Below are 24,603 nucleotides of genomic sequence, written 5' to 3'. Positions count from 1 at the left end.
AGGAGTTACCCGCATGGGCATGTCACCCGCCAACACCCAGCGCCAACGGCGCCGGGCTTTCATCGGCGCCACCACTGGTCACCTGATCGAGTGGTACGACTACGGCGTCTACGGCTTCCTGGCCTTGTATATCGGCAAGGCCTTCTTTGTCTCTGACGACCCTACCAGCAGCCTGCTGGCGAGCTTCGCGGCCTTTGCCCTGAGCTTCTTCATCCGCCCCCTGGGCGGGCTGTTCTTCGGCCCGCTGGCGGACAAGATCGGCCGCCGCCGCACGCTGATCACGGTGCTGGTGATGATGGCCGGCTCCACCTTTCTGCTCGGCCTGCTGCCGACCTACGCCAGCATCGGCATCGCCGCGCCGGTGCTGCTGGTGCTGATCCGCTGTGTGCAGGGTTTCTCCGCCGGGGGCGAGATCGGCACCATCACCAGCTTCATCTCCGAATACGCCGGCCCCGGCCGCCGAGGCTTCGCCACCTGCTGGCTGATGGTCACGGCGGTGCTCGGGCTGCTGTTGGGCGGCGCGGTGGCCAATGGCATGACCTGGGCCCTGGGCGCCGAGCTGATGCAGGACTGGGGCTGGCGGATTCCGTTCCTGATTGCCGGCCCTCTGGGCTTCATCTCGCTGTACATTCGCCTGAAGCTCGAGGACAGCCCGGAGTTCCTCGCCCTGGTGGAAGCCGGGCAGACCTCCAAGGCGCCGCTGCGCGAGGTGTGGCAGTGGAAGCGTTCGATCGCCCTGGTGTTCTTCATCATCACCCTGCACAGCTCGATCTTCTACCTGGTGCTGACCTTCGCCTCGACCTACATGTCCAACACGCTGAAGTTCGACAGCGGCACCACCTTGCTCTATGTGTTCGTCGCCAGCCTGTCGGCGGCGCTGGTGATGCCGTTTGGCGGCGCCTTCACCGATCGCTACGGGCGCAAGCCGTTCCTGATGGTGATCGGCACGTTGGCGACCCTGGCCATGTACTGGTTCTTCAAGACCGCGCCGGGCGCCACACCGGCCACCCTGTTCTGGCCGCTGATGGCGGTGGCGATCCTGTTCGGGTTGTATGCGTCGTCGACCTACGCGCTGATGAGCGAGCTGCTGCCGACGCGCATCCGCTCCACCGGCATCGCCATGGCCTACAACATTCCGGTGGCGGTATTCGGCGGCAGCGCGCCGCTGATCTCCACCTGGCTGATCAAGGTGACCGGGGATATCACCGCGCCTTGGTACTTCTACGTGGGCACCGGCGTGGCGTCACTGGTGGCGCTGGTGGTGCTGCGCCAGGAGGATTTCGTGGCCTGCAACCATGCACCGACGCAAGAACGGCCGGTGGGGACGGCGCTGGCGGATTCTCAGGCGTGATGTAGCAGGGGGGCTATCAGGCGCAGCGCCAATTCCGGAGCGGGGCGGCATTCTGTTACAGTCGCCGCCTCATGTAATCGGCCCGAGGATGTACAAGGATGTCGCTGCACGATTGGTTCGGATTTGTCGTTGTCTCGATGGTGGTGACCTTGTCGCCAGGCCCGGGTGTCATCATGGCGTTGTCCAACTCGCTGTCGCACGGGCCGCGGCGGGCGATGCTCGGCTCGCTGGGCAACGCGCTCGGGCTGCTGGTGGTGTCCACCGCCACCAGTGCGGGCCTCGGGGTATTGCTGCAGACTTCGGCCAGCGCTTTCCTGCTGCTCAAGGTGGTGGGCGCGAGCTACCTGATCTACCTCGGCGTCAAACAGTGGAAAAGCCGCAGCAGCGCCTTTGACCAGCTAGAGCAACCGGTCAAGGCCCTGGTCAGCAACCGCCGGCTGATGCTCAACGGCGTGACGGTGGCGTTGACCAACCCGAAAGCCATCCTGTTCTTCGCCGCTTTCCTGCCGCAGTTCATGGGCACGGGCAGCGGTGCCCATGGCCAGCTCGGCCTGCTGGTAGGCACCTTCGCCCTGTGCTCGGTCCTGTCCCATGCCTTCTATGTCACCCTGGCCCAGGTCCTGAAGTGCAAGCTGGCGGCACCGAGCCGCGCTCGCCTGATGAATCGCCTGTTCGGCGTGTCGTTCATGACGCTGGGGGCCAGCCTGTTCACCGTTCAGGCCAAGACCGCCTGAACCAACGTTTCCGATAGGTAGACTCCCATGGCACAAGCCACCGACCAAGCCTTCTACGACCGCGCCGATGCGCATGTGGAACTGGCCAACCAGCAGATCGAAAAGCTCGAAGACCTCGGCAAGGTCAGCGCTTCGATGACCTTCGCCGCCAGCCGCTTCAATGCCTGGATGGCGGCGCGCAGTTTCAAGTCCGCGGCGGAAATGGCCGCGGCGCGCGAGGAGTTGTTGAAGTATTTCAGCGAGCAGTACCGAATGATGCTTGAGGACAACCTCGACGAGCATATCCAGCACTTCGACCGCTATGTGCTGGGCAAGGACAGCTGAGTTCGCACGCAACCAGGACATCGCCGAAAAATACCCCACCGCTTCGGTGGGGTGGTATCAGTGCAATGCGCCTTGTTCCTGCGCAGGCACGCCGAACGACACGTAGTAGGCCAGGCCGACAAAGATCGCCCCACCCACGGCGTTGCCCAGGAACACCGCCACCAGGTTCTCCGCCAACTGCCCCCAGCTCAGGTAGCCGGCGAAGATCGCCGCCGGGATCAGGAACATGTTGGCCACCACGTGCTGGAAGCCGATGGCGACGAAGGCCATGATCGGGAACCAGATGCCGAGGATCTTGCCGCTCATCTCGCGGCTGGCGTAGGACAGCCATACCGCCAGGCATACCAGCCAGTTGCAGCCGATACCGGAGACGAACGCGTGCAGGAAATCGGCGCTGACCTTGCTGGTGGCGCCAGCCAGGGTCTTGCCCAGATACGCGCCTTCGGTCAGCCCCAGCAGATGGCCGAAGCAGTAGGCGACGAACAGCGCGCCCAGCAGGTTGGCGAGGGTCACCAGGGTCCAGTTGCGCGCCACCGCCCGCAGGCGGATGCGCCCGGCGAACATTGCCAAGGGTAGGCTCATCATGTTGCCGGTGAGCAGTTCGCCACCGGCCAGGATCACCAGGATCAGGCCGATGGGAAACACCGCGGCGCCGAGCAGCGTGCCGAACGAGGCCCACTGCGGGGGAATCATGGTGCTGACGTGGATCGCCAGCAGAAAGCCCAGGGAAATGAACGCGCCGGCCAGGAAGCCGAGGATCAAGGTGGCGCGGGTGGGCAGGTGGGCTTTGCGGGTGCCGGCTTCGATGACCAGCTCGGTGATCCGGGAGGGGGTATTCACAGACATTTCAACAACTCGAACGCAAGGATAACGGCGGTACCATTGGGCGGATCTGGTAACGATGGGACGAGGCCAGCGCGGTTCGGCTCGTGGTGGAGGGAACAGGCAACTTCGAAGCGGGCGGCACGTTATCTGAGGCAATTTGACGCGGTCAAATCGATAGGCTGGATGAGTTGATAGAGCGCATCTATGAGATGCAGTTGTTCAGCCGCGCCGAGATCGAGTCGTAGGCTGTCGACAGACCGACTACCCGTAGCGCGATGTTTCTGGTGGCCACGCTCAATCCGGGCGAGCAGCCTGTGGCCGCTGTGCGGTGAATGACATTTCACTCGCACGCTTGAATCGAGGGTCAGGGCCGTGCAGTATTGCGTCGAATTACATGGTACATGCCATGGTACGAATAGGTGGAGTGAGCAATGGCCCGCAATGGTATCGACAAGGCTTCAGTACAGCAGGCACGGCAGGCGCTGATGGCCCGGGGGGAAAACCCCAGTATCGATGCGGTACGTATCGAATTGGGCAACACCGGCTCGAAGACCACCATCCATCGCTATCTCAAGGAGCTCGACCGACAACCGCTGGAGTTGCTCGGTAGCCAAGGCGCCTTGAGTGAACCGTTGGCGCGATTGGTCGAGCAACTGGCCAGCCAGCTGCACGAGGAAGGGCAGGCCCGGATCGCCGCCGCCGAGCAGGCGGCGCAGGCACGTTGTGCGGCTATGCAGGCCGAGCTGCAACTGAGCCAGCGCGACCTGGCCGGCGCGTTGCGCCAGGTCGAGGCCCTGACCGCCGCGTTGCACGCCGAAACCCAACGATTCACGACAGCCCAGGCCAGCCTGCAGACCGAACAGTTGCGCAGTGCCAGTCTCAGCCAGGCACAGGGCGAACTGCAGGCGCGCCTGGCCGACAAGGATGGGCAACTGCGCGCCAGCCTCGAGCAGCGCCAGCAGGATCAACGCCGCAACGAGACTCAGGTGCGCCAGTTGCAAGGCCAACTGCAGACCTTGCAGCAGGGTACGCTGGCGCGTCAGGACGAGCTGACCCGACTGCATCGCGACAACGAGCGCCTGCTCGCCGAGCATCGCCAGGCCACGGCCCAAGGTAAGCTGCTGGACGAGCAGCTGCAGCAACGAGACGCGCAGGTGCAGGGGCTTCGCGCCATCCTGGCCCAGGCCCAGGGCGCCAACGACGAGATGCGTCGGCAGTTGGCTGCCCGGGCCGCAGACTCACCGACCCTGTAGGTACAGCGCTGCGCCGCATGCGCCGTTCGTTCAATCGTGCAGGGCAAGCACCGGGCAACACTGGTGGCTCCAACCATGACTGGAGCCTTCCATGCGCATCCTCTACGCACCGTGTTTCTTCTTCGGATTCATCGCCACCGCCGTGTGGCTGATCGATCTTGGCGCCGACATCCTCTGGCTGCTGCCTCTGCTCGGCGTGGCGATCCTGCTGTCGTTCACCTGCGAAGCGCTGTACCCCTACAAACCTGCCTGGAGCGAGGCAGCAGGCGAGGGCGGGCGCGATGGTCTGCACGCGCTGGTCAACGAAATCCTCAATATCGCCAGCATCGCCGCCATCCCGCTGTTCGCCGGCTGGCTGCCGGCCACAAGCCTGTGGCCCAGCCACTGGCCCGTGCTCGGGCAACTGTTGCTGGCGCTGCCCCTGGCCGACCTGGGCATCACCCTGGTGCATTACGCCAGCCATCGCAGCGCGTTGCTCTGGCGCCTGCACGCGGTGCATCACAGCGTGACCCGGCTGTACGGTTTCAATGGCTTGATGAAGCACCCGCTGCACCAGATGGCCGAGGGGTTGGGCGGCGTGCTGCCTTTGCTGCTACTGGGTTTGCCGCAGGATGTGGCGGCGTTGCTGGCGTTCTGCATCGCCGTCCAGCTGCTGTTGCAGCACAGCAATGTCGACATGCGCATCGGCGTTCTGCGCCATCTCTTTGCCTGGGCCCCCGTACACCGGCTGCACCACCTGAAGTACGGCACCCTGGGCGACGTCAATTTTGCGCTGTTCTTCCCGGTCTGGGATCGCTTGCTCGGCACTGCCCTTCACCTGCCGGGCTATGGGGTGGGCGATGAGGACATGGGCATCGGCGACCGTCCGGACTACCCGCAAACGTACCTTGCGCAACTGCGTGAGCCGTTTCGTCCAGCGGCCAAGGCGCAGCCGCCGGCAGCCGTGCCGGACAGCCTGCGTCAGGCGCTAGAGCACGTCTGAGCGCAGATGGCGCAGGGCTTCGCTGGCACGGATGCCGAATTGCTGGCGCAGGCTGCGGCTCAGGTGCGCCGAGTCGGCGAAGCCGGCGGTCATGGCCGCCTCGGTCAGGCTGGCACCGGACAGCGCCTCGCCCAGGGCCACGCGCAGGCGTTGCCACAGCACCATGCGCCGCACTGACAGGCCCAGGCGGCCACTGAACAGGCGCTCGAGCTGGCTGACCGACAGCGCCGCTGCCTGTGCCAGCTCCGTGGCCGGCAGGCGCTGCTCGTCCACCGCGCGAATCCGTGCCAGGACCCGCGCCAGGCGCGGATCCAACGGGCGGCGTGGTGCCTGGCGCAACGCCTGGGCGAGGCTTGAGATATCGCGGGGGGCTTGCCGGCAGACGTCGAGCAAGGTCTCCAGGGAAAACGCCAGGGGCTCGGCGAACAGGGTGATGCAGGTGGCGCCGGGCGCGAGAATGGCGTGGGGCTGCAACGAGGCGATGGCCAGCATGTCGCCGCGGTGCTCTTCGCCATTGACCTGCAGGCAGGCTTGGCCCTCGAGGGCGAGCACTACCTGGTGGGCATAGTGGGCATGGACACCGGTGTGGCCCGCCGTGCCGAGCAGCAGGCCGTGATCATCGGCCAGCGAGAGCCGACCTCGCCAGGCGCTGTGCTGTGCTTCGCTCATTGCGGGTTCCCTATCCGTTTCGGCGCTCGATCACTCAGGCGAGTGGCTATCGTGCAAAGGCCGATTATGCTTGAAGTGACTTGCCGCGATTCGAGGCCGTGCCTCGTCGTGCTTCGCGCAGCCTGCAATGCCTTTGGGCCTGGGTGCGTGCTTTGGCTACCTGATGGAGCACTCCGGTCTACCACAACCAGACGGAGGCGACCCATGGCGGTCCTTGACAGCGCATCCACGGGCAGTAGCGCGCCCCAACGTGGCATTTCCCGGGAGGAGCGCAAGGTCATCTTCGCCTCTTCGCTGGGCACCGTGTTCGAGTGGTACGACTTCTACCTGTACGGCTCGCTGGCGGCAATCATCGCCAAGCACTTTTTTGCCGGGGTCAACGAAACCACTTCGTTCATCTTCGCCCTGCTGGCCTTCGCTGCCGGCTTTGCCGTGCGGCCGTTCGGCGCCATCGTGTTCGGCCGCCTGGGCGACATGATCGGGCGCAAGCACACCTTCCTCATCACCATCGTGATCATGGGCGTGTCCACCGCGGTGGTCGGGTTGCTGCCCAGCTATGCGACGATCGGCGTGGCCGCGCCAGTGATCCTCATCACCCTGCGACTGTTGCAGGGGCTGGCATTGGGCGGGGAGTACGGCGGCGCTGCCACCTATGTGGCCGAGCATGCGCCCAAGGGCAAGCGCGGGTTCTTCACCGCGTGGATCCAGACCACCGCCACCCTCGGGCTGTTCCTGTCGCTGCTGGTGATCCTGGCCTGCCGTACCGCCATGGGCACCGAGGCGTTCGAGGATTGGGGCTGGCGGATACCGTTCCTGCTGTCGATCCTGCTGCTGGCGATTTCGGTGTACATCCGCCTGCAGCTCAACGAGTCGCCGGTGTTCATGAAGATGAAGGCCGAGGGCAAGGCGTCGAAGGCGCCGCTGACCGAATCGTTCGCCCGTTGGGACAACCTCAAGGTGGTGATCATGGCACTGCTCGGCGGCACCGCCGGCCAGGCGGTGGTGTGGTACACCGGGCAGTTCTACGCGCTGTTCTTCCTGCTGCAGACACTGAAGATCGACCCGCAGACCGCCAACTTGCTGATCGCAGGTTCCCTGCTGATCGGCACACCGTTCTTCATCGTCTTCGGCAGCCTGTCGGACCGCATCGGGCGCAAGAAGATCATCATGGCCGGTTGCATCATTGCCGCGCTGACCTATTTCCCGATCTTCAAGGCGCTGACCGAGTACGGCAACCCGGATGTGTTCGTCGCCCAGGAGCAAAACCCGGTCGTGGTGGTGGCCGATCCCGGGCAGTGCGCCTTCCAGTTCGACCCGGTGGGCAAGGCCCGCTTCACCAGTTCCTGCGACATCGCCAAGAGCCTGCTGGCCAAGCGGGCGATCCCGTACGAGAACGAAAAGGCCGAGCCTGGCAGCGTGGCGCAGATCCGTATCGGCGAGCGCGTGATCCCGAGTTTCGAGGGGACCGGCCTGGCCGCGGCTGAACTGAAGACGCAGGCCGACGCCTTCACCGCCACCCTGACCGGTGCCCTGAAAGAGGCCGGTTATCCCGAGAAGGCCGACCCTGCGAAGATCCATTACCCGATGGTGTTGCTGCTGCTGACCATCCTGGTGATCTACGTGACCATGGTCTACGGGCCGATCGCCGCCTGGCTGGTGGAGCTGTTCCCGGCGCGGATCCGCTACACCTCGATGTCGCTGCCGTACCACATCGGCAACGGCTGGTTCGGTGGCTTCCTGCCGACGGTGGCCTTCGCCATGGTGGCGGCGACCGGGGACATCTACTACGGGCTGTGGTACCCGATCGTCATTGCGGTGATGACCGCGGTGCTGGGCATCTTCTTCCTGCCTGAGACCAAGGATCGGGATATCCATCACACCTGAAGGATGAAGGTCCGCTCCTGCAGCAATGGCTCGGTTCATGCCGGCACTGCAGGAGCGGCCCCGGTCAGTCGAAGTAGCCGCGCAACGTGTATCGGTAGCCGACATCCACCTCCGAGGCCTGTGGTCGCGCATAGGCCTTTTTCATGACGAATTCGAACGCCGGTTCGTACAAACCGTCGCGCACCACGGCGCCCGCGAGTACTTCAACCGAATACCAGCCGTTGTCCAGCTCGATGATTGGCCGCCCCGGCTCCTGGTAGCGCGCCAGCAGATCACCCAGGGTCTTGTTGGTGAAGTGCTGCAGGATGCGCCAGGTGAAGAGCATCACGGCGCCGTGTTCGACCCGTAGCACATGGCCCGGGCGGCGGTGCTTGAGGCGGCTGCCGGGCTCGAGCAGTGCCGGGGTGCGTTCGTCGAGGGTGAACAGGATGCGGTAGGGCAGGTTGTCGATGCCGGCCAGCGGCAGGATTACGCCTTGCTGCACTGCCAGGTCGCCACTGTCGCCGCGGGTGAAGGCCCGCGCCAGGTCGTCGGGCAGGTCTTGGTCTTCCTTGAACTGTTCGAGCAACTGGATATCGCCCAGCAGGAAATAGTCGACCAGGTCGTTGAGCACTTCGCTGAATTCGTAGCGCATGGGGTGTCCTTGTTCTGGCTGCGCTGTGGGAAGTCAGCAATGTAGCAGCCTGCGGGGAAAACCTCGCGGGCTGCGCGAAGGCGGCTAATGCCGCTGGGCGATCTGGATCAGGTTGCCGCAGGTGTCGTCGAACACAGCCACGGTGACAGGGCCCATGGCCGTGGGCGCTTGGGTGAACTGCACGCCGGCCTTGCACAGTCGTTCATACTCGGCCTGGATATCGCGAACGCCGAACGAGGTGGCGGGAATGCCGTCCTGCTTGAGCGCGGCCTTGTAGGTCTTCGCCGCTGGATGGGCATCGGGCTCGAGCAACAACTCGACGCCATTGGGATCGTTGGGGGAGGTGAGGGTGAGCCAGCGATACTTGCCCATGGGGATATCGTGCCTGGGCTCGAAGCCCAGGACATGGTGGTAGAAGGCATGGGCCTTGGCCTGATCGTCAACGAGGATGCTGGTGACTACGATCTTCATGCGTACCCCTCCGGTAAGGCGCCGTCGCTATGTCGGCGCCTCCTGAGTATAGGAGAACGTTTTGCGAGGCCTTGCCTTGAATGTGGCAGGTTGCCGGGCTCCAGGCACGGCATCAGTTCCCTTTTACTGGGCCCGTGAGCAGGATCGGTGTCCAGTTACGATCTGCGTTCTTTTCCTTGAAGGCCTGGTCCAAATTGACTTGGGTCATGAAGTTTCCGCGGATATAGAGCACTGCATAGAAATGCGCCCATTGATGGGTCTGCGTATACGCCTTCATATCGGAGTAGAACTCGTCGACACAGGACTTGGCGGTTGTCAGGGTTCGGGCAAACTTGAATTCGACCACGGTTCGCAAGGAGGGCACGGCAAGGTCGGTACGATGCAGTTTCAATGAACCGGGATCACGGCTTCCCGTTGGATATCGGGAAAGGCGAACTGGGCGACCTTCAATACGGCGTTTCGAACTTCAGCCTCGTTGGTGGGAGGCTCGAAGAGGTCTTCGAACATCTTCGGCGTACTGCGCAGAATGTGTTCAAACGCCTGGTTCGCGGTAGTGTGCGTGTGCCCGGAGATTAGCTGGAGCGAGTTGAAAAATACTTCGAGCACCGTGAGTGCTGGTGAGAAAGCACGTCCCTCCTCCAGGCAAGGCTCGAGCTCGCTCGTTCCGAAAGCCTTTTCAAAGTCGCGTTGGAATGTAGATAGGCCCTGTGGTACTCCAAGCTTCTCGGCCAGCAGGCAGATCTCTCTGAATGCAGCCTGCAAATGAGTTTGCAGCTCCTGAGAGGCGGCAAAGTACGATTCATTCAGCCCAATGGCGTCGGTTAGTGGCTGCCGGATGGCCCTGTCGCAGGCATTCTCTGCTTTTCTTGCTTGATCAAGGGTGTTGATCACCGATTCGATGAGAGAGCACTCGTTGAAGACCATGCGATACCTGTTGAATGGCTTGTAGCTTGAGGTGCTGAGGATTCTACAGGTTGTCATGCTGCCCCACGACATACCGTTCTGGATGCACGGGTGGCATTGGCGGCTGTCATGCGTACCGGCAATGGCGCGTTATGTTTCGAAGCAATGCCACGACCGGACAGACGGCACAAATGCCTAATGCGAAAGTGATATCAGAACGCTTGCACGGTGGTGACGCCGATCTATGCTCAGGACATTCCGTGAGCACAGGAGGCCCGGTCCATGTTCGAGTACCATCGCAAGTCCGACTTGATCGAGATACAGCGCAGCCGGCAGGCGTTGGCGGGCATGGAGGCGAAGCTGGCGGCGATCAGCCGTTCCATGGCGATGATCGAGTTCGCGCCGGATGGCACGATCCTCGAGGTGAACGAGAACTTCTGCAAGACCATGGGCTACAGCGCCGACGAGATCCGTGGCAAGCACCATCGGCTGTTCTGCGACCCCACCTATGCCAAGAGCGCCGAGTACCAGCAGCTCTGGCGCGAACTCGGCCAGGGCAAGGCCATCAGCGGTACGTTCGAGCGCCTGGACAAAGCGGGGCGCGAAGTGTGGCTGGAGGCCAGCTACATGCCAGTAATCGACGAGCGCCAGCAGGTGACCAGCGTGATCAAGGTGGCCTCCGACATCACCCGCCATGTGATCGAGGAGCACGAGAGCGAAAGCTTGCTCAAAGCGATCGGCCGTTCGATGGCGGTAATCGAGTTCACCCCGGCCGGGCGGGTGATCAAGGCCAACCAGAATTTCCTCGACACCATGGGCTATCGCCTCGAGGAGGTGGTGGGGCGTCACCATGGGCTGTTCTGTCTGCCCCACGAGCGCGAGTCTGCCCAATACCGCGATTTCTGGGCGTCACTCAACCGCGGCGAGTACCACTCGCATCGCTTCGAGCGGGTCAATAAACAGGGCCAGACCGTCTACCTAGAGGCGTCGTACAACCCGATCTTCGACAACAAGGGGCGCCTGTACAAGGTGGTGAAGTTCGCCAGTGACATCACCCATCAGGTCAGCACCCAGCAGACCGCCGCCGACGCCGCCCATGCCAGCTCGATGCAGACCGATGCCTGCGCGCGCAAGGGTACCCAGGTGGTGCAGCAGGCGGTCGAGGTGATCGAGCAGATCTCCTGCGAACTCAATGACGCCGCCCGCACCATCGACGCGGTGAGCAAGCAGTCCGAGGTGATCGGGCAGATCGTCCTGACCATACGCGGTATCGCCGATCAGACCAACCTGTTGGCGCTGAACGCGGCCATCGAGGCGGCCCGGGCCGGCGAGCATGGCCGTGGTTTCGCCGTGGTCGCCGACGAGGTGCGCAATCTGGCGGCGCGGACCAGCAAGGCGACCCTGGAGATCGTCGAAGTGGTGCGGCAAAACCATGACCTGTCGCTGACCGCGGTGGCGAGCATGCAGTCGAGCCTGACCCGTACCGGTCTGGGCGTCGAGCTGGCCAACGAAGCCGGCACGGTGATCATGGAGATCCAGCAAGGCTCGCGGCATGTGGTGGACGCCATCAGCCAGATCAATTCGACCCTTCAATTGCACTGAGGCTCTGGCGTAACTCGAGCTCCAGGGTATGCAGGCTCGCCCGCAGCTGGGCGAGCAACTGCTCAATTGGCTGCCCCTGGGCGATGGCCTGCTCCAGAGCCTCGCAATCGTGCCTCACCCCCCTGACCTTGAGCATCCGGGCCCCGCCTTTGACCCGGTGGACCACCGGGGCAAGGGCCTTGGCTGGTGGATTAGCACCGAGCGCGTGCAGTGCCTGCAGGTCCTCGGCACTGCTTTGCGCCAGCTGCTCCAGCAGGCGTTTGACCAGACGGTTGTCGTCTTGGGTGAGGTGGCGCAGTTGCATCAGGTCGAAGCCGCTGCTGCGTTGCGTTTCGGCGGCTAGCGGCAGGCAGGCCTTGAGTGCCTGCAGACCGATCGGTTTGAACAGGCATTCGTCCATGCCGCTGTCCAGGCAGCGTTGGCGCTCCTCAGCCTGGGCATTGGCGGTCACGCCGATGATACGAACCACGGGCAGATCGTCATCGCGCTCCCGTATACGAATCTGGCGGGCCAACTCGTGGCCATCCATGACCGGCATGCTGCAGTCGGTGATGACCACGTCGAAATGACCGTCCAGCCAGAGCGTCAGCGCGGCCTCGCCCTGGTCGGCAAGCGTCACTTGGTGGCCCAGAGAACGCAGTTGCTTGTCGAGCAACAACAGATTGGCAGGGTAGTCATCGACCACCAGGATCTGCAGGGGGCCTGCGACGGTATCGATCAGGGCCTTGTCGACGGTCTCGCTGGCGGGAGGGGCGGCGCCGGGCAGGCTCAGATGCACTTCGACCTGGGTTCCCAGGCCCTCGATGCTGTTGAGGTTCAACTCACCTCCCATCAGCTCGCATAGCTCGCGGCTGATTACCAGGCCCAGGCCTGCGCCCTGGCGTGCCTGTCGGCCATCGACTTGGGAAAAGGTGGTGAACAGGCGTGTCTGGTCAATACTGCTGATACCCACGCCGCTGTCCTTGATTTGCAGGGTGACCCGAAACAGGCTGGCATCGATCGGGGCGATTGCCAGCGACACGTCGACCTGACCTTGATCGGTGAACTTGATCGCGTTGCTCAGCAGGTTCGACAGCACCTGCTTGAAGCGCAGCGGGTCGACCAGCAGCCAAGTGGGCGAGGCGGGCAGCAACGCAGCCAATGCGAGCCCTTTGAGGCGTGCGCTGCCTTCGAAGACCCGCAGGGTCGCGCGGACCAGCTCGACGAGGTTGCAGGCCACCGGTTGCAGCGTCATGTGACCGGACTCGATACGCGAGATGTCGAGCACATCGCCAATCAAATCGAGCAGGCCGATCGCCGAGCCATGCGCCGCCTCCAGCGCCTGGCTGTCGCTATGGCCGTGATGGCTTTCCTCCAGCGCCATCTCGAGTAGGCCGATCACGGCGTTCATCGGTGTGCGGATCTCGTGGCTCATGACCGCCAGGAAGGTGCTTTTCGCCCGGCTGGCCCGTTCGGCATCGTCCTTGGCCTGGCGCAGCTGTTCGAGCAATCCGCGGCTGAGCGCCAGTTGTTCCTGCAGCGCGCGCTGTGCTTCGCTGCGCTGGTGGATCAGCTTGCGCAGGTAGGTGTTCCAGAACACCACGCCAGCCAGCAGCAGGGCGGCCAGCACCAGTACCTGCAGCGCCAGCGTGCGGTAGTTGCGCCAGGGGCTGTCGCTGACCGCGGTATTGGTCCGCCACTGATTGACCAGTTGTTCCAGCTCGTCCGGGGCAATGCTCAGTAGGGCCTTGTCCAGGATCGCCTGCAGTTGCGGCTGCGCGGGGCCCACGGCGAAGGTCGCCAGCGCCGGCTCGTCACCGTGCAGGCCGGCGATGCGCAGACGGTCCTTGAAGACCTGATTGATGAAGTAGCTGGCGTTGATGTGCGAGCCGAGGGCGACATCGGCATCACGGTTGGCCACCGCTTCCATCAGTTGCAGGGGGTTTTCCACCTCGACGGTCTGCAGGTCGCCATATTGCCGTTCAAGGCCTTCGCGCAGGGGCGATCCCCTCAGCAACGCCACGCGCAGTCCTTTTAGCGGATGCTTCGGATCGAGGGCCGCCGCATCCCGGCGGGTGACCATTACCCGCGGGCTGATCATGTAGGGGCGGGTGTAACGCAGGCGTTGGGCGCGGTGCTCGCCGTAGCCGATGGCGCCGATCATGTCGGCCTTGCCCTGGGCGACCTGCTCGACCATGTCCTCGAACGACTCCGACTGGACCACCTCGAAGCGCAAGCCGGTGCGCAGCCCGATTCGCTCCAGCAGATTCAGGGCGATGCCTCGCGTTTGCTGCTGGGCATCGGTGAAGCTCAGCGGCGCCAGCGTGGTGTTGATCATTACGCTGACCTGCCGGTGTTGCGCGATCCAGTCGCGTTCCTCCTGGGTCAAGGCATCGAGGCGGCGATCGAGCAACAGGCTGGTGCCGCCGCCAGCCCAGCGCCGCAGGATGTTCAACCGCTCGCTGTCGGCGATGCGCCCCAGGGCCAGGTCGACCAACTGCAGCAGGCGTTGGTTGTTCTGGGTCAGGGCGAAGGCGAAGCTGCTGGCCGGGGTCTTGACGAAGTGATCGACCTTGACAGTTTCCTGAAAGCCTTTGGCGATCGCATAGTCGGTACTGATGGCGTCACCCAGGTAGGCATCGGCCTGCCCCAGGGCCACTGCGGCGACTCCGGCGAGAGTCGAGCGATAAAGGCTCAGTTGGGCATGCGGGTAGAGGTGTTGCACCGCCTGCAGGGGCAGGTAGTGATCGACCATGGCCAGGCGCAGCTCTGCCAGGTCGTCACCGTCGCGCAAGGCCTGGTCCTTGCGCGAGACGATCACCGGCAGGTCGTCGGCATAGGGCAGGCTGAGGGCCAGTTGTGCATCGTTGGCCTCGAAGGCATTGGAGCTGCCCAGCAGGTCGACTTCGCCAGCGCGCAGCGCATTCAGGGCCTGCTCGCGGCTTGCATAGCGGCGCACCTCGACCGGCACGCCCAACTGCTCGCCGATCAGGCCGGCGTAGTCCGCGCTCAGGCCTTCGTAGTCGGACTGGCTGTTGTTGATGTCGAAGGGGGGATAGTCGGGGCGCGAGCTGCCCAATACCAGGTGCTTGCGTTCATCGAGCCACTGTCGGTCGGTCGCGGCCAGCGTCAGGGGTGGCGCCGCGCTCAGCGCGCGGGCCAGCAGGTGGCGATGCTCGCTGGGCATTCCACCCTGCGCGGGCAATGCCGGCAGCATGGCCAGCAGCATGCACAGCAGGGTGCCTTTGATCATGATTCATGCCACGTGGTTGCGTTTGGCCAGGTCGACCATTTCCACCAACGACTCGACCTTGAGCTTTTCCATGATCCGGCCGCGATAGGTGCTGATGGTCTTGGCACTGAGGTTCATCTGCTCACCGATCAGCTTGTTGCTCTGGCCGGCACTGAGCCGGCGCAGCACTTCCATTTCGCGGTTGGACAGCAGTGCCAGGCGTTCGGTCTCGCTTTCCAGGGTGTTGCTGTTGACTGCCATCTGCGGAAACGTCGAGTAGCCTTTGACCAGTGCCTTGAGGGCGAAGAGCAGGGCATCGAGGTCTTCGTCCTTGTTGACGAACGCCGAGATGCCGGCGTCCATGCAGCGGCGCACGTAAAGGTCGGCGGGCTGCCCGGTGAGGGCCATGATCCGCGGAGGAGGCTCGATCAGTTTGAGGCGCTTGATCACCTCCATGCCGTCGAGGTCAGGCAGGCCGATGTCGAGGATGACTACGTCTGCCTTGGTCTGCTCGGCCAGGCGGGCGGCCTCTTTGCCTTTACCGGTTTCCCCTACGACGGTGAAGCGTTCGCGTTCGAGCAGCATGCGTACGGCGAGTCGCACAATGTGGTGGTCATCGACCAACAGCACGGATGTCATTCAGGTAACTCCTGTCAAAGTGCAGCCCGTTTTCAGCCTTGCATTCAAGGTACTGGGCTGCGGACTTGCTGGGCAGCGCGCACCTTACGGACATTCAGGATCCTTGGTAATAGGCGAGTATAGGTGTGTTGAAAATCCAGTACCAATATGTAGAAAATTCCTACAAGTCGGATTCAGGCGCAGGGAGCGTGGGGTTTGATTACCCGCTGCGTGGAGGCCGGGTTGTTCGCCAGCACCTTGCCGACGCGAGTGGGGCGCGTCACCAGTTGACCGCCGCAGTTCGGGCAGCGGTCATGAAAGTGGCGCACGTTGCAGGCACGGCAGAAGGTGCATTCGAACGAGCAGATCAGCGCGTCCGTGCTTTCGGGAGGCAGGTCGGTGTCGCAGCATTCGCAGTTGGGGCGCAGGTCGAGCATGGTCGGGGTTTCCATCCAGTTGGAAGGCCCAGTGTGCTCCGCCGTCACCCGCTCGGCAATCGCTTCATGGGCCGGGGCGATAGAGGTGGGCGTGGCCGGCGCGGTACAGGGCCGAATCGGCGAAGGGGGCATCGCCCAGGACATGGCCGACGAGGATCAGCGCGGTACGCCGGAAGCCCTTGGCAGCTGCGCGCTCGGCGATGTCCGCCAGGGTGCCCTTGACCCAGTCCTGGTCTGGCCAGGTGGCGCGATGGACCACGGCGACCGGGCAGTCGGCGCCATAATGCGGCAACAGCTGCTCGACAATCCGCGGCAGATGACGCACGCCCAGGTGGATAGCCAGGGTGCTGCCATGGCGGGCCAGGTCGGCCAGTTGCTCACCGGCTGGCATCGGCGAGCTGTCACCGTAGCGGGTGAGAATCACTGTCTGCGCCACGTCGGGCAGTGTCAGCTCGCAACCCAGCAGCGCGGCGCTGGCGGCGGTGGCGGTCACGCCGGGGATGATCTGGTAATCGATGGCCAGCTCACGCAGATGGCGGATCTGTTCGCCGATGGCGCCATACAGACTGGGGTCGCCGCTGTGTACACGGGCGACGTTCTGGCCGTTGGCATGGGCCTGGCGCATGGCCTCGATGATCTGCTCCAGGTGCAGCTCAGCGCTGTTGATCACGGTATGCGCCTGATGACCCTCGAGCACCGCAGCCGGTACCAGCGAGCCTGCGTAGATGATCACCGGGCATTGGTGGATCAGGCGCTGGCCTTTGACCGTGATCAGCTCCGGATCGCCGGGGCCGGCACCGATGAAATAGACCGTCATGGGGGTTCCTTGCAGGTAAAGGGGCGGATTATCCACCCATGGCCAGGGCCAGGGTAGCGCCGCCGAGCCCTTGCCTTGGTACATGCAGGCGCGGCGTGGCGCCTGTGCGCCCGGCCAGGGCCAGGGCCGCGCTTTCGGCGACGCCCCAGCAGCCCGTCTGCGCGTATACGGTCGCCGAGCGCTGGCTGAGCAGGGCCTCGAAGCTCGACAAGTGGCTGCTGTCGAAGCAGATGAATGGCAGCCCGAGCCGCTCGGCCAGCGCTAGCAGGCCCGGTTCGCGCGCCTTGGGTTCGATGCTGGCGATGGCCTTCAGTGCCGACAGAGGCAGGGCGTGGTGGGTCAGGGTCTGGCGCAGCAGCACCGCGAGCGTTTCGACCGGGCAGCCACGGCGGCAACCAAAGCCGGCATACAACGCCGGCTGGGGAGCGAGGTCGCGCATCAGTGCTGGCTGGAGCGGCGGAACAACCAGGCGCTGAGCAGGCCCAAGGCCAGCCAGAACGCGGCGTTGGTCAGCCACGAAGCGATCTTGAACTGGGTCTCCAGCGCTTCGGGGGCCAGGCTTTCATGAACCGCTGGCTGTGGTGCGCCGATCAGATGCGGGATCACCAGCAGGGCGACACCCAGCACCTTGAACAGCCAGTGCTGGGCGAATACCAGCAGCGCCAGGCCGGTGGCGGTGGCGGCGGCGGTGCCGATCCACCAGGTCTGGCGCTGGCCGAGGTCGGCGGCGGCGGTGCCAGGCAGTTCCGGGGGCAGGCCCAGGGTCGGCGCCAGGCAGAACACGGCGAAGCCCGCCAGGCCCCACAGTGCGCCGGTGCTAACGCGACCAGGTTCGCGCAGGCTGTACAAGGCGGCGAGGATCAAGGCGAAACCGACGGCGACCACCAGGTTGCCGCCCGTGGTCGACAGGATGCGTTGCCAGCCATCTTCGGGCGCCCAGGCTTCGGCGCTGTGTTCATGAGGCGCGGCGGCCTCGCCATGTTCGTGGTGTTCGGCGGCGGGGGCGGCGGTTTCATAGGTTTCCGCCTGGAGAATCAGCGGTGCGACCCAGAAGCTTTGCAGCAGGGTCAGCAGCAGAGCGGCGAGCAGGCCGCTGAAGCCAGCGGTGCGAGCGATGCGCGTGATCATGCGGGGGTACTCAGTGGCAAGGGAAGGCGGCGCTGTGGCGGGTGTCGTGGGCGGCGTTGTGTACCGCCTCGATGTGCGAGAAACCGGCGAAGTACACCAGGCACAGGCCCAGCAGGCTGGCGCCGACCGCGACGATCAGTCGCTGGCTGAGGCTTACGGGAGTGGCGATACTGGGTTTGGCATGGGTGATGGGCATGACGCGTTCCTCTGCTGCTTTTGTTGTGGCAACGGGCAGGCGCGACGTCCCGGGCACGACTGACCCAGGTGATACGACAGCGCCCGCCCACCGCGGGGTGTTCTGCAAGCATGTCAGGCCGGTCTCCGGGCTGGCGAGGTGGAGTGGGGCTCCATCGATCAAACGTCACCTTCCCATGCCGCACGACGGGCACAGTGGTCTGGACGCTTCTCTCGCTTACCGTTGCGGGGGCAGCACCGGCCTTGTCGGCCCTGTGAAGGAGGCGCGACGCACCGGTTTCCCGTTTCACCCCCATTGGGGGCACCTGAATGCAATGCGCTAGCAAATCACGGGGCCGGTGCTGCGTCAATCGCCGCGGCGGTTGACCGCCAGGCAGGCACTGCGTAGCCTTGCCGGTTCGAGGTTCCCGGGCGTTGTCCCGGGCTAAGACGGGAACGCGGTACAAGCCGCGGCTGCCCCCGCAACTGTAGGCACTGAAGGGTTCGGCACAGCCACTGCGCACGCGCGGGAAGGCGCCATCCCACTGGCTTTGATGGCCGGCGGTGCAAGCCAGGAGACCTGCCTCGCAACGTTTTCGACTTTCAACCGGGCGGGGTGATCCGGTGGCGAAACAGCCAGGCCGACACGGGCCGTGGCTGTCGTCCTGCATGCCCGCGCCATTGCTGCCAAGGGCATCGCGACATGAAAACACTGGCCAAGCTTCCCGTCACCATCGTTACCGGCTTCCTCGGCTCGGGCAAGACCACCTTGCTGCGCCATATGCTCGACAATGCCCAGGGCCGCCGCATCGCGGTGATCGTCAACGAATTCGGCGAGCTGGGCATCGATGGCGAAATCCTCAAGCAGTGCAGCATCGGCTGCACCGAGGAGGAGGCCAACGGTCGCGTCTACGAGCTGGCCAATGGCTGCCTGTGCTGCACCGTGCAGGAAGAGTTTTTCCCGGTGATGCGCGAACTGGTGGCCCGCCGTGGCGACCTCGACCATATCCTTATCGAAACCAGCGGCCTGGCACTGCCCAAACCCTTGGTGCAGGCTTTCCAGTGGCCGGAGATCCGCAACGCCTGCACCGTCGACGCGGTGATTACCGTGGTCGACAGCCCGGCCGTGGCCACTGGCACCTTTGCCGCCTACCCAGACCAGGTCGATGCCCAGCGCAAGCTCGATCCCAACCTCGATCACGAGTCGCCGCTGCACGAACTGTTCGCCGACCAGTTGGCCAGCGCCGACCTGGTGGTACTGAACAAAGCTGACCTGATCGATGCCGAGGGCCTGGCCAAGGTCCGTGCCGAAGTGGCCGAGGAACTGCCGCCGGCGGTCAAGGTGATCGAGGCCAGCAGTGGTCGCCTGCCGCTGGAGGTGCTGCTGGGCGTGGGCGCCGAGTCCGAGGCGCATATCGATGGTCGCCGCACCCACCACGACAGCCATCACGACGGCGACGATCATGACGACCATGACCACGACGCCTTCGACTCGATCTCCATCGACCTGCCCGAGGCTGACGAGAGCCTGCTGCTCGATGCCTTGACGCAACTGGTCACCGAGTTCGGCATCCTGCGCGCCAAGGGCTTCGCCGCTATTCCCGGCAAGCCGATGCGCCTGCTGATCCAGGGTGTGGGCACCCGCTTCGACAAGCATTTCGACCGTGCATGGCGCAGCGAGGAGCCACGGATCACCCGCCTGGTGCTGATCGGCCAGGACCTGGACGCGACCCAGCTGGAGGCGCGCCTGCGCCAGGCCCTGGGCGCCTGACCCATGCACCTGCTGCGGACCCAGCCCGGCGGCTTCGTGCCGGACGACAGCATCGCCGACCTCGGCCAGACTCCTGCCGAGCTGGTGATCCTCTGCAGCGGTGATTCACACCTGGCGCTGCTCGCCGAAACCGCCGAGCAGTTGCCGGCGGATTTTCCCAGCGTACGCCTGGCCAACCCGATGCAGGTGCAGAACCACGCCTCGGTCGACCTGTATGTCGACCAGGTGCTGCGCCATGCCAAGGTGATCCTGGTGTCGCTGCATGGCGGCGTCGGTTATTGGCGCTACGGTGTCGAACAACTGGTCGAGCTGGCGGCACGGGGCGTGCAACTGATCCTGGTGCCCGGCGACGACCGCCCCGACCCGGAGCTGACCGGGCTGGGCACGGTACGCGGCGAACAGGCCGAGCGCCTCTGGCATTACCTGCGCCAGGGCGGCAAGGCCAATGCACTGAACCTGTTCAACTGCCTGGCCAGCCAGTGGCTGGGGCGCGCCTACCCCTGGGACGAGCCGCAGCCATTGCCGCGCACGGTGGTCTATCACCCGGCCAAGGCCAGCGCACGGCTCGAGGACTGGTACGCCGAGTGGCATCCGGAGTATCCGGTGGCGCCGCTGTTGTTCTACCGCTCCCACCTGCAGGCAGCCAACACCGCGTTCATCGATGTGTTCTGCCAGCGCCTGCAGGCTTGCGGCTTGAATCCGTTACCGATCGCCGTGGCCAGCCTCAAGGAGCGCGCCTGCCTGGACCAGGTCGAGGCTTGGCTCGACGAAGTGCAGGCGGAGGTGGTGATCAACACCACCGGCTTCGCCCTGTCCAGCCCCGAACAGCCCAATCTGCGTCCGCTGCGTCGCGACGTGCCGGTGTTGCAGGCGATCTGCGCCCAGGACAACCAGCCCGGCTGGGAGCAGAGCGAGCAGGGCCTCGGCGCCCGCGACCTGGCGATGCACATCGCCTTGCCCGAGCTGGACGGGCGCATCATCACCCGACCGGTGAGCTTCAAGGACCTGGCCTGGCGCAGCGAGCGCAGCCAGTCCGACGTGGTCTGCTACCGCGCTCACCCCGAACGCATGGATTTCGTCGCTGAACTGGCGCGGCGCTGGGTGACACTGGCGCGCCTGGACAACCAGGAGAAGCGCGTGGCCCTGGTGCTGGCCAACTACCCGACCCGTGACGGGCGCATCGGCAATGGTGTCGGCCTCGACACCCCAGGCGCGGCGTTGAACATCCTCAAGGCCCTGCAGGCGCAGGGTTACCCGGTAGCCGGCCTGCCCGACAGCGGCACCGAGTTGATCCACCAGTTGCTCGGCGGTGTTACCAACGACCTCGATCACCTTGACCAGCGCCCTTGCGCCCAGAGCCTGGCTCTGGCCGACTACCACAGCGCCTTCGCCGCGTTGCCCGAGGCCAACCAGCGCGCCGTGCTGGAGCGTTGGGGGCCGCCCGAGCAGGATCCGATGTTTCGCAGTGGGCGCATGATGGTCGCTGGCCTGCGCTACGGCCTGACCTTCGTCGGCATCCAGCCGGCGCGGGGCTACCAGGTGGACCACAGCGCCGTGTATCACGACCCGGACCTGGTGCCGCCGCACGGCTACCTGGCGTTTCACTTCTGGTTGCGCAACGGCTACGCCGCCGATGCGTTGATCCATGTCGGCAAGCACGGCAACCTGGAATGGCTGCCGGGCAAGGGCGTGGGGTTGTCCGCCGAATGCTGGCCGGACGCGTTGCTCGGGCCGTTGCCCAACATCTATCCGTTCATCGTCAACGATCCGGGCGAGGGCGCCCAGGCCAAGCGCCGCACCCAGGCGGTGATCATCGACCACCTGATGCCGCCCTTGACCCGCGCCGAGACCTACGGCCCGCTGCGCCACCTGGAACAGCTGGCCGACGAGTACTACGAAGCGCAGCTGCTCGATCCACGTCGCGCCAACGAGTTGCAGCGCGACATCCTCGCACTGGTCAAGGCCAACCACATCGACCGTGAACTGCAGCTTGAGGGGCAGTTGGAGGACGCCGCAGTGTGGTTGCCGCGCCTGGACACCTATCTGTGCGACCTCAAGGAGTCGCAGATCCGTGATGGCTTGCACGTATTCGGCCAGTCGCCCCAGGGGCGTCTGCGCAGCGACACGCTGCTGGCCCTGGTGCGGGTGGCGCGGGGAGATGGCAAGGGCGGTAACGCCAGCCTGATTCGCGTGCTGGCCAAGGCCTTGGCGTTGGGCTTCGATCCGTTGGACTGCGACCTGGGGCAGGCCTGGGACGGGCCGCGACCGGACCTGCTGCTGCAGCTCGACAACAGCGCATGGCGTACCTGTGGTGATACCCGTGAGCGTCTGGAGTGCCTCGCGCTGACATTGATCGAGCAGGTATTGCAAGGGGCTGCGGCGTTGCCGGATGAAGACGGCTGGGCACCGGTGCGCGAGGTCTTGCAGGCGCTGGTCGAACGGATCGCACCGGACCTGGACGCCTGTGGCGCCGCCGAGATCGACGGCCTGCTGGCCGCACTGGCCGGGCATTTCGTCCCGGCCGGGCCCAGTGGCGCCCCCAGCCGTGGCCGCCTGGACGTACTGCCCACCGGGCGCAACTTCTACACCGTCGATGTGCGCAACCTGCCGACCACCACGGCGTGGCGCCTGGGGTTTGCCTCGGCCAACCTGATCCTCGAGCGCCACCTGCAGGACCACGGCGACCACTTGCGTCAGCTGGGCCTGTCGGTGTGGGGCACGGCGACCATGCGCACCGGCGGCGACGACATCGCCCAGGCCCTGGCGCTGATGGGTGTGCGCCCGGTGTGGGCCACCGGCAGCCAGCGGGTCGACGACTTCGAGATCCTGCCATTGAGCCTGCTCGACCGGCCGCGAGTGGATGTGACGCTGCGCGTGTCGGGTTTCTTCCGCGACGCCTTCGGCAACCTGATCCGCCTGTTCGACGCCGCCGTGCAGGCGGTGGCCGCGCTGGACGAGCCGGACGACCTGAACCCCCTGGCCGCTCGGGTGCGCGCCGACCGTGAAGCGTTGCTCGGCGCCGGCATGGAGCTGGAGCAGGCGGCGCGGCAGGCCGGCTGGCGGGTGTTCGGGGCCAAGCCGGGGGCGTATGGCGCCGGCGTGCAGAACGCCATCGACGGGCGCCTGTGGCACAGCCGTGACGACCTGGCCGAGGTCTACCTCAACCACGGTGGCTACGCCTACGGCGCCAGCGACGAAGGCACGCCGGCCCGCGCCGCGTTCGCCCAGCGCCTGGCGCAGGTGCAGGCCGTGCTGCAGAACCAGGACAACCACGAGCACGACCTGCTCGACTCCAACGACTACTACCAGTTCCAGGGCGGCATGCTGGCGGCAGCCGAAACCCTGGCCGGCACCGCGCGGGCCAGCTACCACGGCGATCACAGCCAGGCCGACCGGCCGCGGGTGCGGACCCTGAAGGAAGAGCTCAACCGAGTGATTCGTGCCCGCGCGCTCAATCCGAAATGGATCGACGGCGCCAAGCGCCATGGCTATAAAGGTGCATTCGAGCTGGCGGCGACGGTCGACAATCTGTTCGCCTTCGACGCCACCACCCACCTGATCGACGACCATCATTACCAGGGCCTGGCCGACGCCTATGTGCTCGACCCGGCCACCCGTGATTTCATGCGCGAGCACAACCCCGAAGCCCTGCGCGACCTTACCGAGCGTTTGCTGGAAGCCCAGCAGCGCGGGTTGTGGCAGGAGCCGGGCGACTATCGCGAGAGCCTCGAGCAGCAGTTGCTCGCCGGCGAGGAAGACAGCTGAACATGAGCGAACCCGTACAATTCCCCCTGGCTGCCGTGGTCGGCGCCGACGACCTCAAGCTGGCCCTGTGCCTGACGGCAATCGATCCGAAGATCGGCGGCGTGCTGATCGAGGGCCCGCGGGGCATGGCCAAGAGCACCCTGGCGCGGGGGCTGGCCGACCTGCTGGGCGGCGGTCCATTCGTGACCCTGCCCCTTGGGGCGACCGAAGAGCGCCTGGTCGGCACCCTCGACCTGGATGCCGCTCTGGGCCAGGGCCAGGCGCGGTTCTCGCCGGGTGTGCTGGCCCATGCCGATGGCGGCGTACTGTACGTGGACGAAGTCAACCTGCTGCCTGACCCCTTGGTGGACCTGCTGCTGGACGTGGCTGCCAGCGGCACCAACCGTATCGAGCGCGATGGCATTTCCCATCGCCATGCCGCCCGTTTCGTACTGATCGGCACCATGAATCCGGAAGAGGGTGAACTGCGTCCGCAACTGCTCGATCGCTTTGGCCTGAACGTGGCCCTCGAGGGCCTGCCCGCGCCTGAAGCGCGCCAGCAGATCATCCGCCGCCGGCTGGCGTTCGACAGTGACCCGCAGACGTTCTGTACCCAGTGGGCGCCTCAGCAGGCCGCGCTGCGCCAGCGTTGCCAGGCCGCGCGTGAGCAGTTGGCGTCGATCGCCCTGGACGACCAGGCTCTGGCCTGGATCACCGAGCGTTGCTTTGCCGCCGGGGTGGACGGTATGCGTGCCGACCTGGTCTGGCTGCGTGCGGCGCGGGCCCACGCCGCTTGGCGCGGTAACGCGGTGATCGAAGAGGCGGATGTGGAGGCGGTCGCCGAGTTCGCCTTGCGCCATCGCCGTCGCACCCAGGCGCCGCAACCGCAGGCGGCGGCGGGTGAGCCACCTCAACTGCCGCAAGCGCAAGGTGGGCAGGGCGACTGGGGCGCGTTGCCGCCTCAGCCAGTGGCGACGGGCGTACGCCGCGAGGTACCGAACTGGGCAAAAAAGCCCTGAGCATCCGCTCGCGCCATGCCCAGGCGGCGGATGCCAAACCCCGTGCCGGCAA

23 protein-coding genes, 1 pseudogene and 2 riboswitches are annotated in these 24,603 nt (G+C 65.2%); of the genes and pseudogenes, 11 read left to right on the top strand and 13 right to left on the bottom strand.

What is annotated here, in order from left to right; all coding sequences use genetic code 11:
- The first annotated feature begins 13 nt into the window (after window positions 1-13).
- From KSS90_RS14800 to KSS90_RS14790, 3 genes are all read left to right on the top strand, one after another.
- Window positions 14-1,351, top strand: coding sequence for an MFS transporter (locus KSS90_RS14800; RefSeq protein ID WP_217866158.1), 1,338 nt, complete (start codon window positions 14-16; stop codon window positions 1,349-1,351).
- Between the two features lie 98 nt (window positions 1,352-1,449).
- Entirely contained in the window at window positions 1,450-2,085 is a 636-nt protein-coding gene (locus KSS90_RS14795) for a LysE family translocator (protein WP_217866157.1), read from the top strand.
- 27 nt (window positions 2,086-2,112) lie between these two features.
- Window positions 2,113-2,409, top strand: a complete 297-nt coding sequence (locus KSS90_RS14790; RefSeq protein ID WP_102682437.1) for a DUF3144 domain-containing protein — start codon at window positions 2,113-2,115, stop codon at window positions 2,407-2,409.
- A gap of 57 nt (window positions 2,410-2,466) precedes the next feature.
- Here KSS90_RS14790 and KSS90_RS14785 read toward each other — a convergent pair whose 3' ends face one another.
- The gene (locus KSS90_RS14785) at window positions 2,467-3,255 is read right to left on the bottom strand and encodes a formate/nitrite transporter family protein (protein WP_217866156.1); all 789 of its coding nucleotides are present in this window, start codon (window positions 3,253-3,255) and stop codon (window positions 2,467-2,469) included.
- A 410-nt stretch (window positions 3,256-3,665) separates the two neighbouring features.
- Here KSS90_RS14785 and KSS90_RS14780 point away from each other — a divergent pair, with 410 nt between their 5' ends.
- Both KSS90_RS14780 and KSS90_RS14775 read left to right on the top strand, forming a co-directional pair.
- The gene (locus tag KSS90_RS14780) at window positions 3,666-4,487 is read left to right on the top strand and encodes a DNA-binding protein (RefSeq protein ID WP_217866155.1); all 822 of its coding nucleotides are present in this window, start codon (window positions 3,666-3,668) and stop codon (window positions 4,485-4,487) included.
- A 91-nt stretch (window positions 4,488-4,578) separates the two neighbouring features.
- Window positions 4,579-5,469, top strand: a complete 891-nt coding sequence (locus KSS90_RS14775) for a sterol desaturase family protein (RefSeq protein WP_217866154.1) — start codon at window positions 4,579-4,581, stop codon at window positions 5,467-5,469.
- On the opposite strand, the gene KSS90_RS14770 is transcribed toward KSS90_RS14775, so the two are convergent.
- Window positions 5,455-6,138 (bottom strand): AraC family transcriptional regulator, encoded by a 684-nt coding sequence (locus KSS90_RS14770; RefSeq protein WP_217866153.1) that lies wholly within the window; start codon window positions 6,136-6,138, stop codon window positions 5,455-5,457. The genes KSS90_RS14775 and KSS90_RS14770 overlap by 15 nt on opposite strands.
- A 204-nt stretch (window positions 6,139-6,342) precedes the next feature.
- Here KSS90_RS14770 and KSS90_RS14765 point away from each other — a divergent pair, with 204 nt between their 5' ends.
- Window positions 6,343-8,022: an MFS transporter gene (locus KSS90_RS14765; protein WP_110702207.1), complete on the top strand. Its 1,680-nt coding sequence runs from the start codon at window positions 6,343-6,345 to the stop codon at window positions 8,020-8,022.
- A 64-nt stretch (window positions 8,023-8,086) separates the two neighbouring features.
- Here KSS90_RS14765 and KSS90_RS14760 read toward each other — a convergent pair whose 3' ends face one another.
- The 4 genes from KSS90_RS14760 to KSS90_RS14745 form a co-directional block, all read right to left on the bottom strand.
- Window positions 8,087-8,656, bottom strand: a complete 570-nt coding sequence (locus KSS90_RS14760; protein ID WP_217866152.1) for a hypothetical protein — start codon at window positions 8,654-8,656, stop codon at window positions 8,087-8,089.
- Between the two features lie 84 nt (window positions 8,657-8,740).
- A complete protein-coding gene (locus KSS90_RS14755) occupies window positions 8,741-9,127 on the bottom strand; it encodes a VOC family protein (RefSeq protein ID WP_217866151.1) in 387 nt (128 codons plus the stop codon).
- Window positions 9,128-9,239: 112 nt separating this feature from the next.
- Window positions 9,240-9,518 carry a PD-(D/E)XK nuclease domain-containing protein gene (locus KSS90_RS14750; protein WP_217866150.1) on the bottom strand — a complete coding sequence of 93 codons (279 nt, stop codon included), beginning with the start codon at window positions 9,516-9,518 and terminating at the stop codon, window positions 9,240-9,242.
- Entirely contained in the window at window positions 9,515-10,051 is a 537-nt protein-coding gene (locus tag KSS90_RS14745; RefSeq protein ID WP_217866149.1) for a hypothetical protein, read from the bottom strand. Before KSS90_RS14745 ends, KSS90_RS14750 begins: the two co-directional genes overlap by 4 nt.
- Window positions 10,052-10,312: 261 nt before the next feature.
- Between KSS90_RS14745 and KSS90_RS25925 the strand changes: the two are divergent.
- Both KSS90_RS25925 and KSS90_RS25920 read left to right on the top strand, forming a co-directional pair.
- A pseudogene (locus tag KSS90_RS25925) lies at window positions 10,313-11,095 on the top strand (PAS domain-containing protein); the annotation flags it as partial.
- A gap of 42 nt (window positions 11,096-11,137) precedes the next feature.
- Window positions 11,138-11,632, top strand: coding sequence for a methyl-accepting chemotaxis protein (locus KSS90_RS25920; protein ID WP_231867507.1), 495 nt, complete (start codon window positions 11,138-11,140; stop codon window positions 11,630-11,632).
- On the opposite strand, the gene KSS90_RS14735 is transcribed toward KSS90_RS25920, so the two are convergent.
- The 7 genes from KSS90_RS14735 to KSS90_RS14705 form a co-directional block, all read right to left on the bottom strand.
- Window positions 11,607-14,864: a transporter substrate-binding domain-containing protein gene (locus tag KSS90_RS14735; protein WP_217866147.1), complete on the bottom strand. Its 3,258-nt coding sequence runs from the start codon at window positions 14,862-14,864 to the stop codon at window positions 11,607-11,609. The two genes, KSS90_RS25920 and KSS90_RS14735, sit on opposite strands and share 26 nt — an antisense overlap.
- Before the next feature lie 3 nt (window positions 14,865-14,867).
- Complete coding sequence (locus tag KSS90_RS14730) at window positions 14,868-15,482, bottom strand: response regulator transcription factor (RefSeq protein ID WP_217866146.1); 615 nt, start codon at window positions 15,480-15,482, stop codon at window positions 14,868-14,870.
- Between the two features lie 173 nt (window positions 15,483-15,655).
- A complete protein-coding gene (locus tag KSS90_RS14725) occupies window positions 15,656-15,898 on the bottom strand; it encodes a DUF1272 domain-containing protein (RefSeq protein ID WP_217866145.1) in 243 nt (80 codons plus the stop codon).
- A 64-nt stretch (window positions 15,899-15,962) separates the two neighbouring features.
- Complete coding sequence (gene cobM / locus KSS90_RS14720) at window positions 15,963-16,715, bottom strand: precorrin-4 C(11)-methyltransferase (RefSeq protein WP_217866144.1); 753 nt, start codon at window positions 16,713-16,715, stop codon at window positions 15,963-15,965.
- Window positions 16,716-16,743: 28 nt separating this feature from the next.
- Window positions 16,744-17,154: a cobalamin biosynthesis protein gene (locus KSS90_RS14715; protein ID WP_217866143.1), complete on the bottom strand. Its 411-nt coding sequence runs from the start codon at window positions 17,152-17,154 to the stop codon at window positions 16,744-16,746.
- A complete protein-coding gene (locus tag KSS90_RS14710; protein WP_217866142.1) occupies window positions 17,154-17,843 on the bottom strand; it encodes a CbtA family protein in 690 nt (229 codons plus the stop codon). The genes KSS90_RS14715 and KSS90_RS14710 overlap by 1 nt, the downstream gene beginning before the upstream one ends.
- A 10-nt stretch (window positions 17,844-17,853) precedes the next feature.
- The gene (locus KSS90_RS14705) at window positions 17,854-18,039 is read right to left on the bottom strand and encodes a CbtB domain-containing protein (RefSeq protein WP_046855330.1); all 186 of its coding nucleotides are present in this window, start codon (window positions 18,037-18,039) and stop codon (window positions 17,854-17,856) included.
- 99 nt (window positions 18,040-18,138) lie between these two features.
- A riboswitch (cobalamin riboswitch) is annotated at window positions 18,139-18,361 on the bottom strand.
- Window positions 18,362-18,422: 61 nt separating this feature from the next.
- Window positions 18,423-18,619, top strand: a riboswitch (cobalamin riboswitch).
- A gap of 101 nt (window positions 18,620-18,720) precedes the next feature.
- On the opposite strand from KSS90_RS14705, the gene cobW reads away from it, so the two are divergent.
- Genes cobW through KSS90_RS14690 form a run of 3 tightly spaced genes read left to right on the top strand, consistent with a single transcriptional unit; the run spans window position 18,721 to window position 24,551 of the window.
- Window positions 18,721-19,788 (top strand): cobalamin biosynthesis protein CobW, encoded by a 1,068-nt coding sequence (cobW, locus tag KSS90_RS14700; protein ID WP_217866141.1) that lies wholly within the window; start codon window positions 18,721-18,723, stop codon window positions 19,786-19,788.
- Window positions 19,789-19,791: 3 nt separating this feature from the next.
- Entirely contained in the window at window positions 19,792-23,553 is a 3,762-nt protein-coding gene (gene cobN / locus KSS90_RS14695; RefSeq protein ID WP_217866140.1) for a cobaltochelatase subunit CobN, read from the top strand.
- 2 nt (window positions 23,554-23,555) lie between these two features.
- The gene (locus KSS90_RS14690; RefSeq protein WP_217866139.1) at window positions 23,556-24,551 is read left to right on the top strand and encodes a magnesium chelatase ATPase subunit I; all 996 of its coding nucleotides are present in this window, start codon (window positions 23,556-23,558) and stop codon (window positions 24,549-24,551) included.
- Window positions 24,552-24,603 lie beyond the last annotated feature (52 nt).

The sequence above is a fragment of the Pseudomonas maumuensis genome (assembly GCF_019139675.1).
GTDB classification, from domain to species: Bacteria; Pseudomonadota; Gammaproteobacteria; order Pseudomonadales; family Pseudomonadaceae; genus Aquipseudomonas; species Aquipseudomonas maumuensis.
Note: the sequence above shows the minus strand (reverse complement) of the source record. Positions and strands in the feature narration are given on the sequence as shown.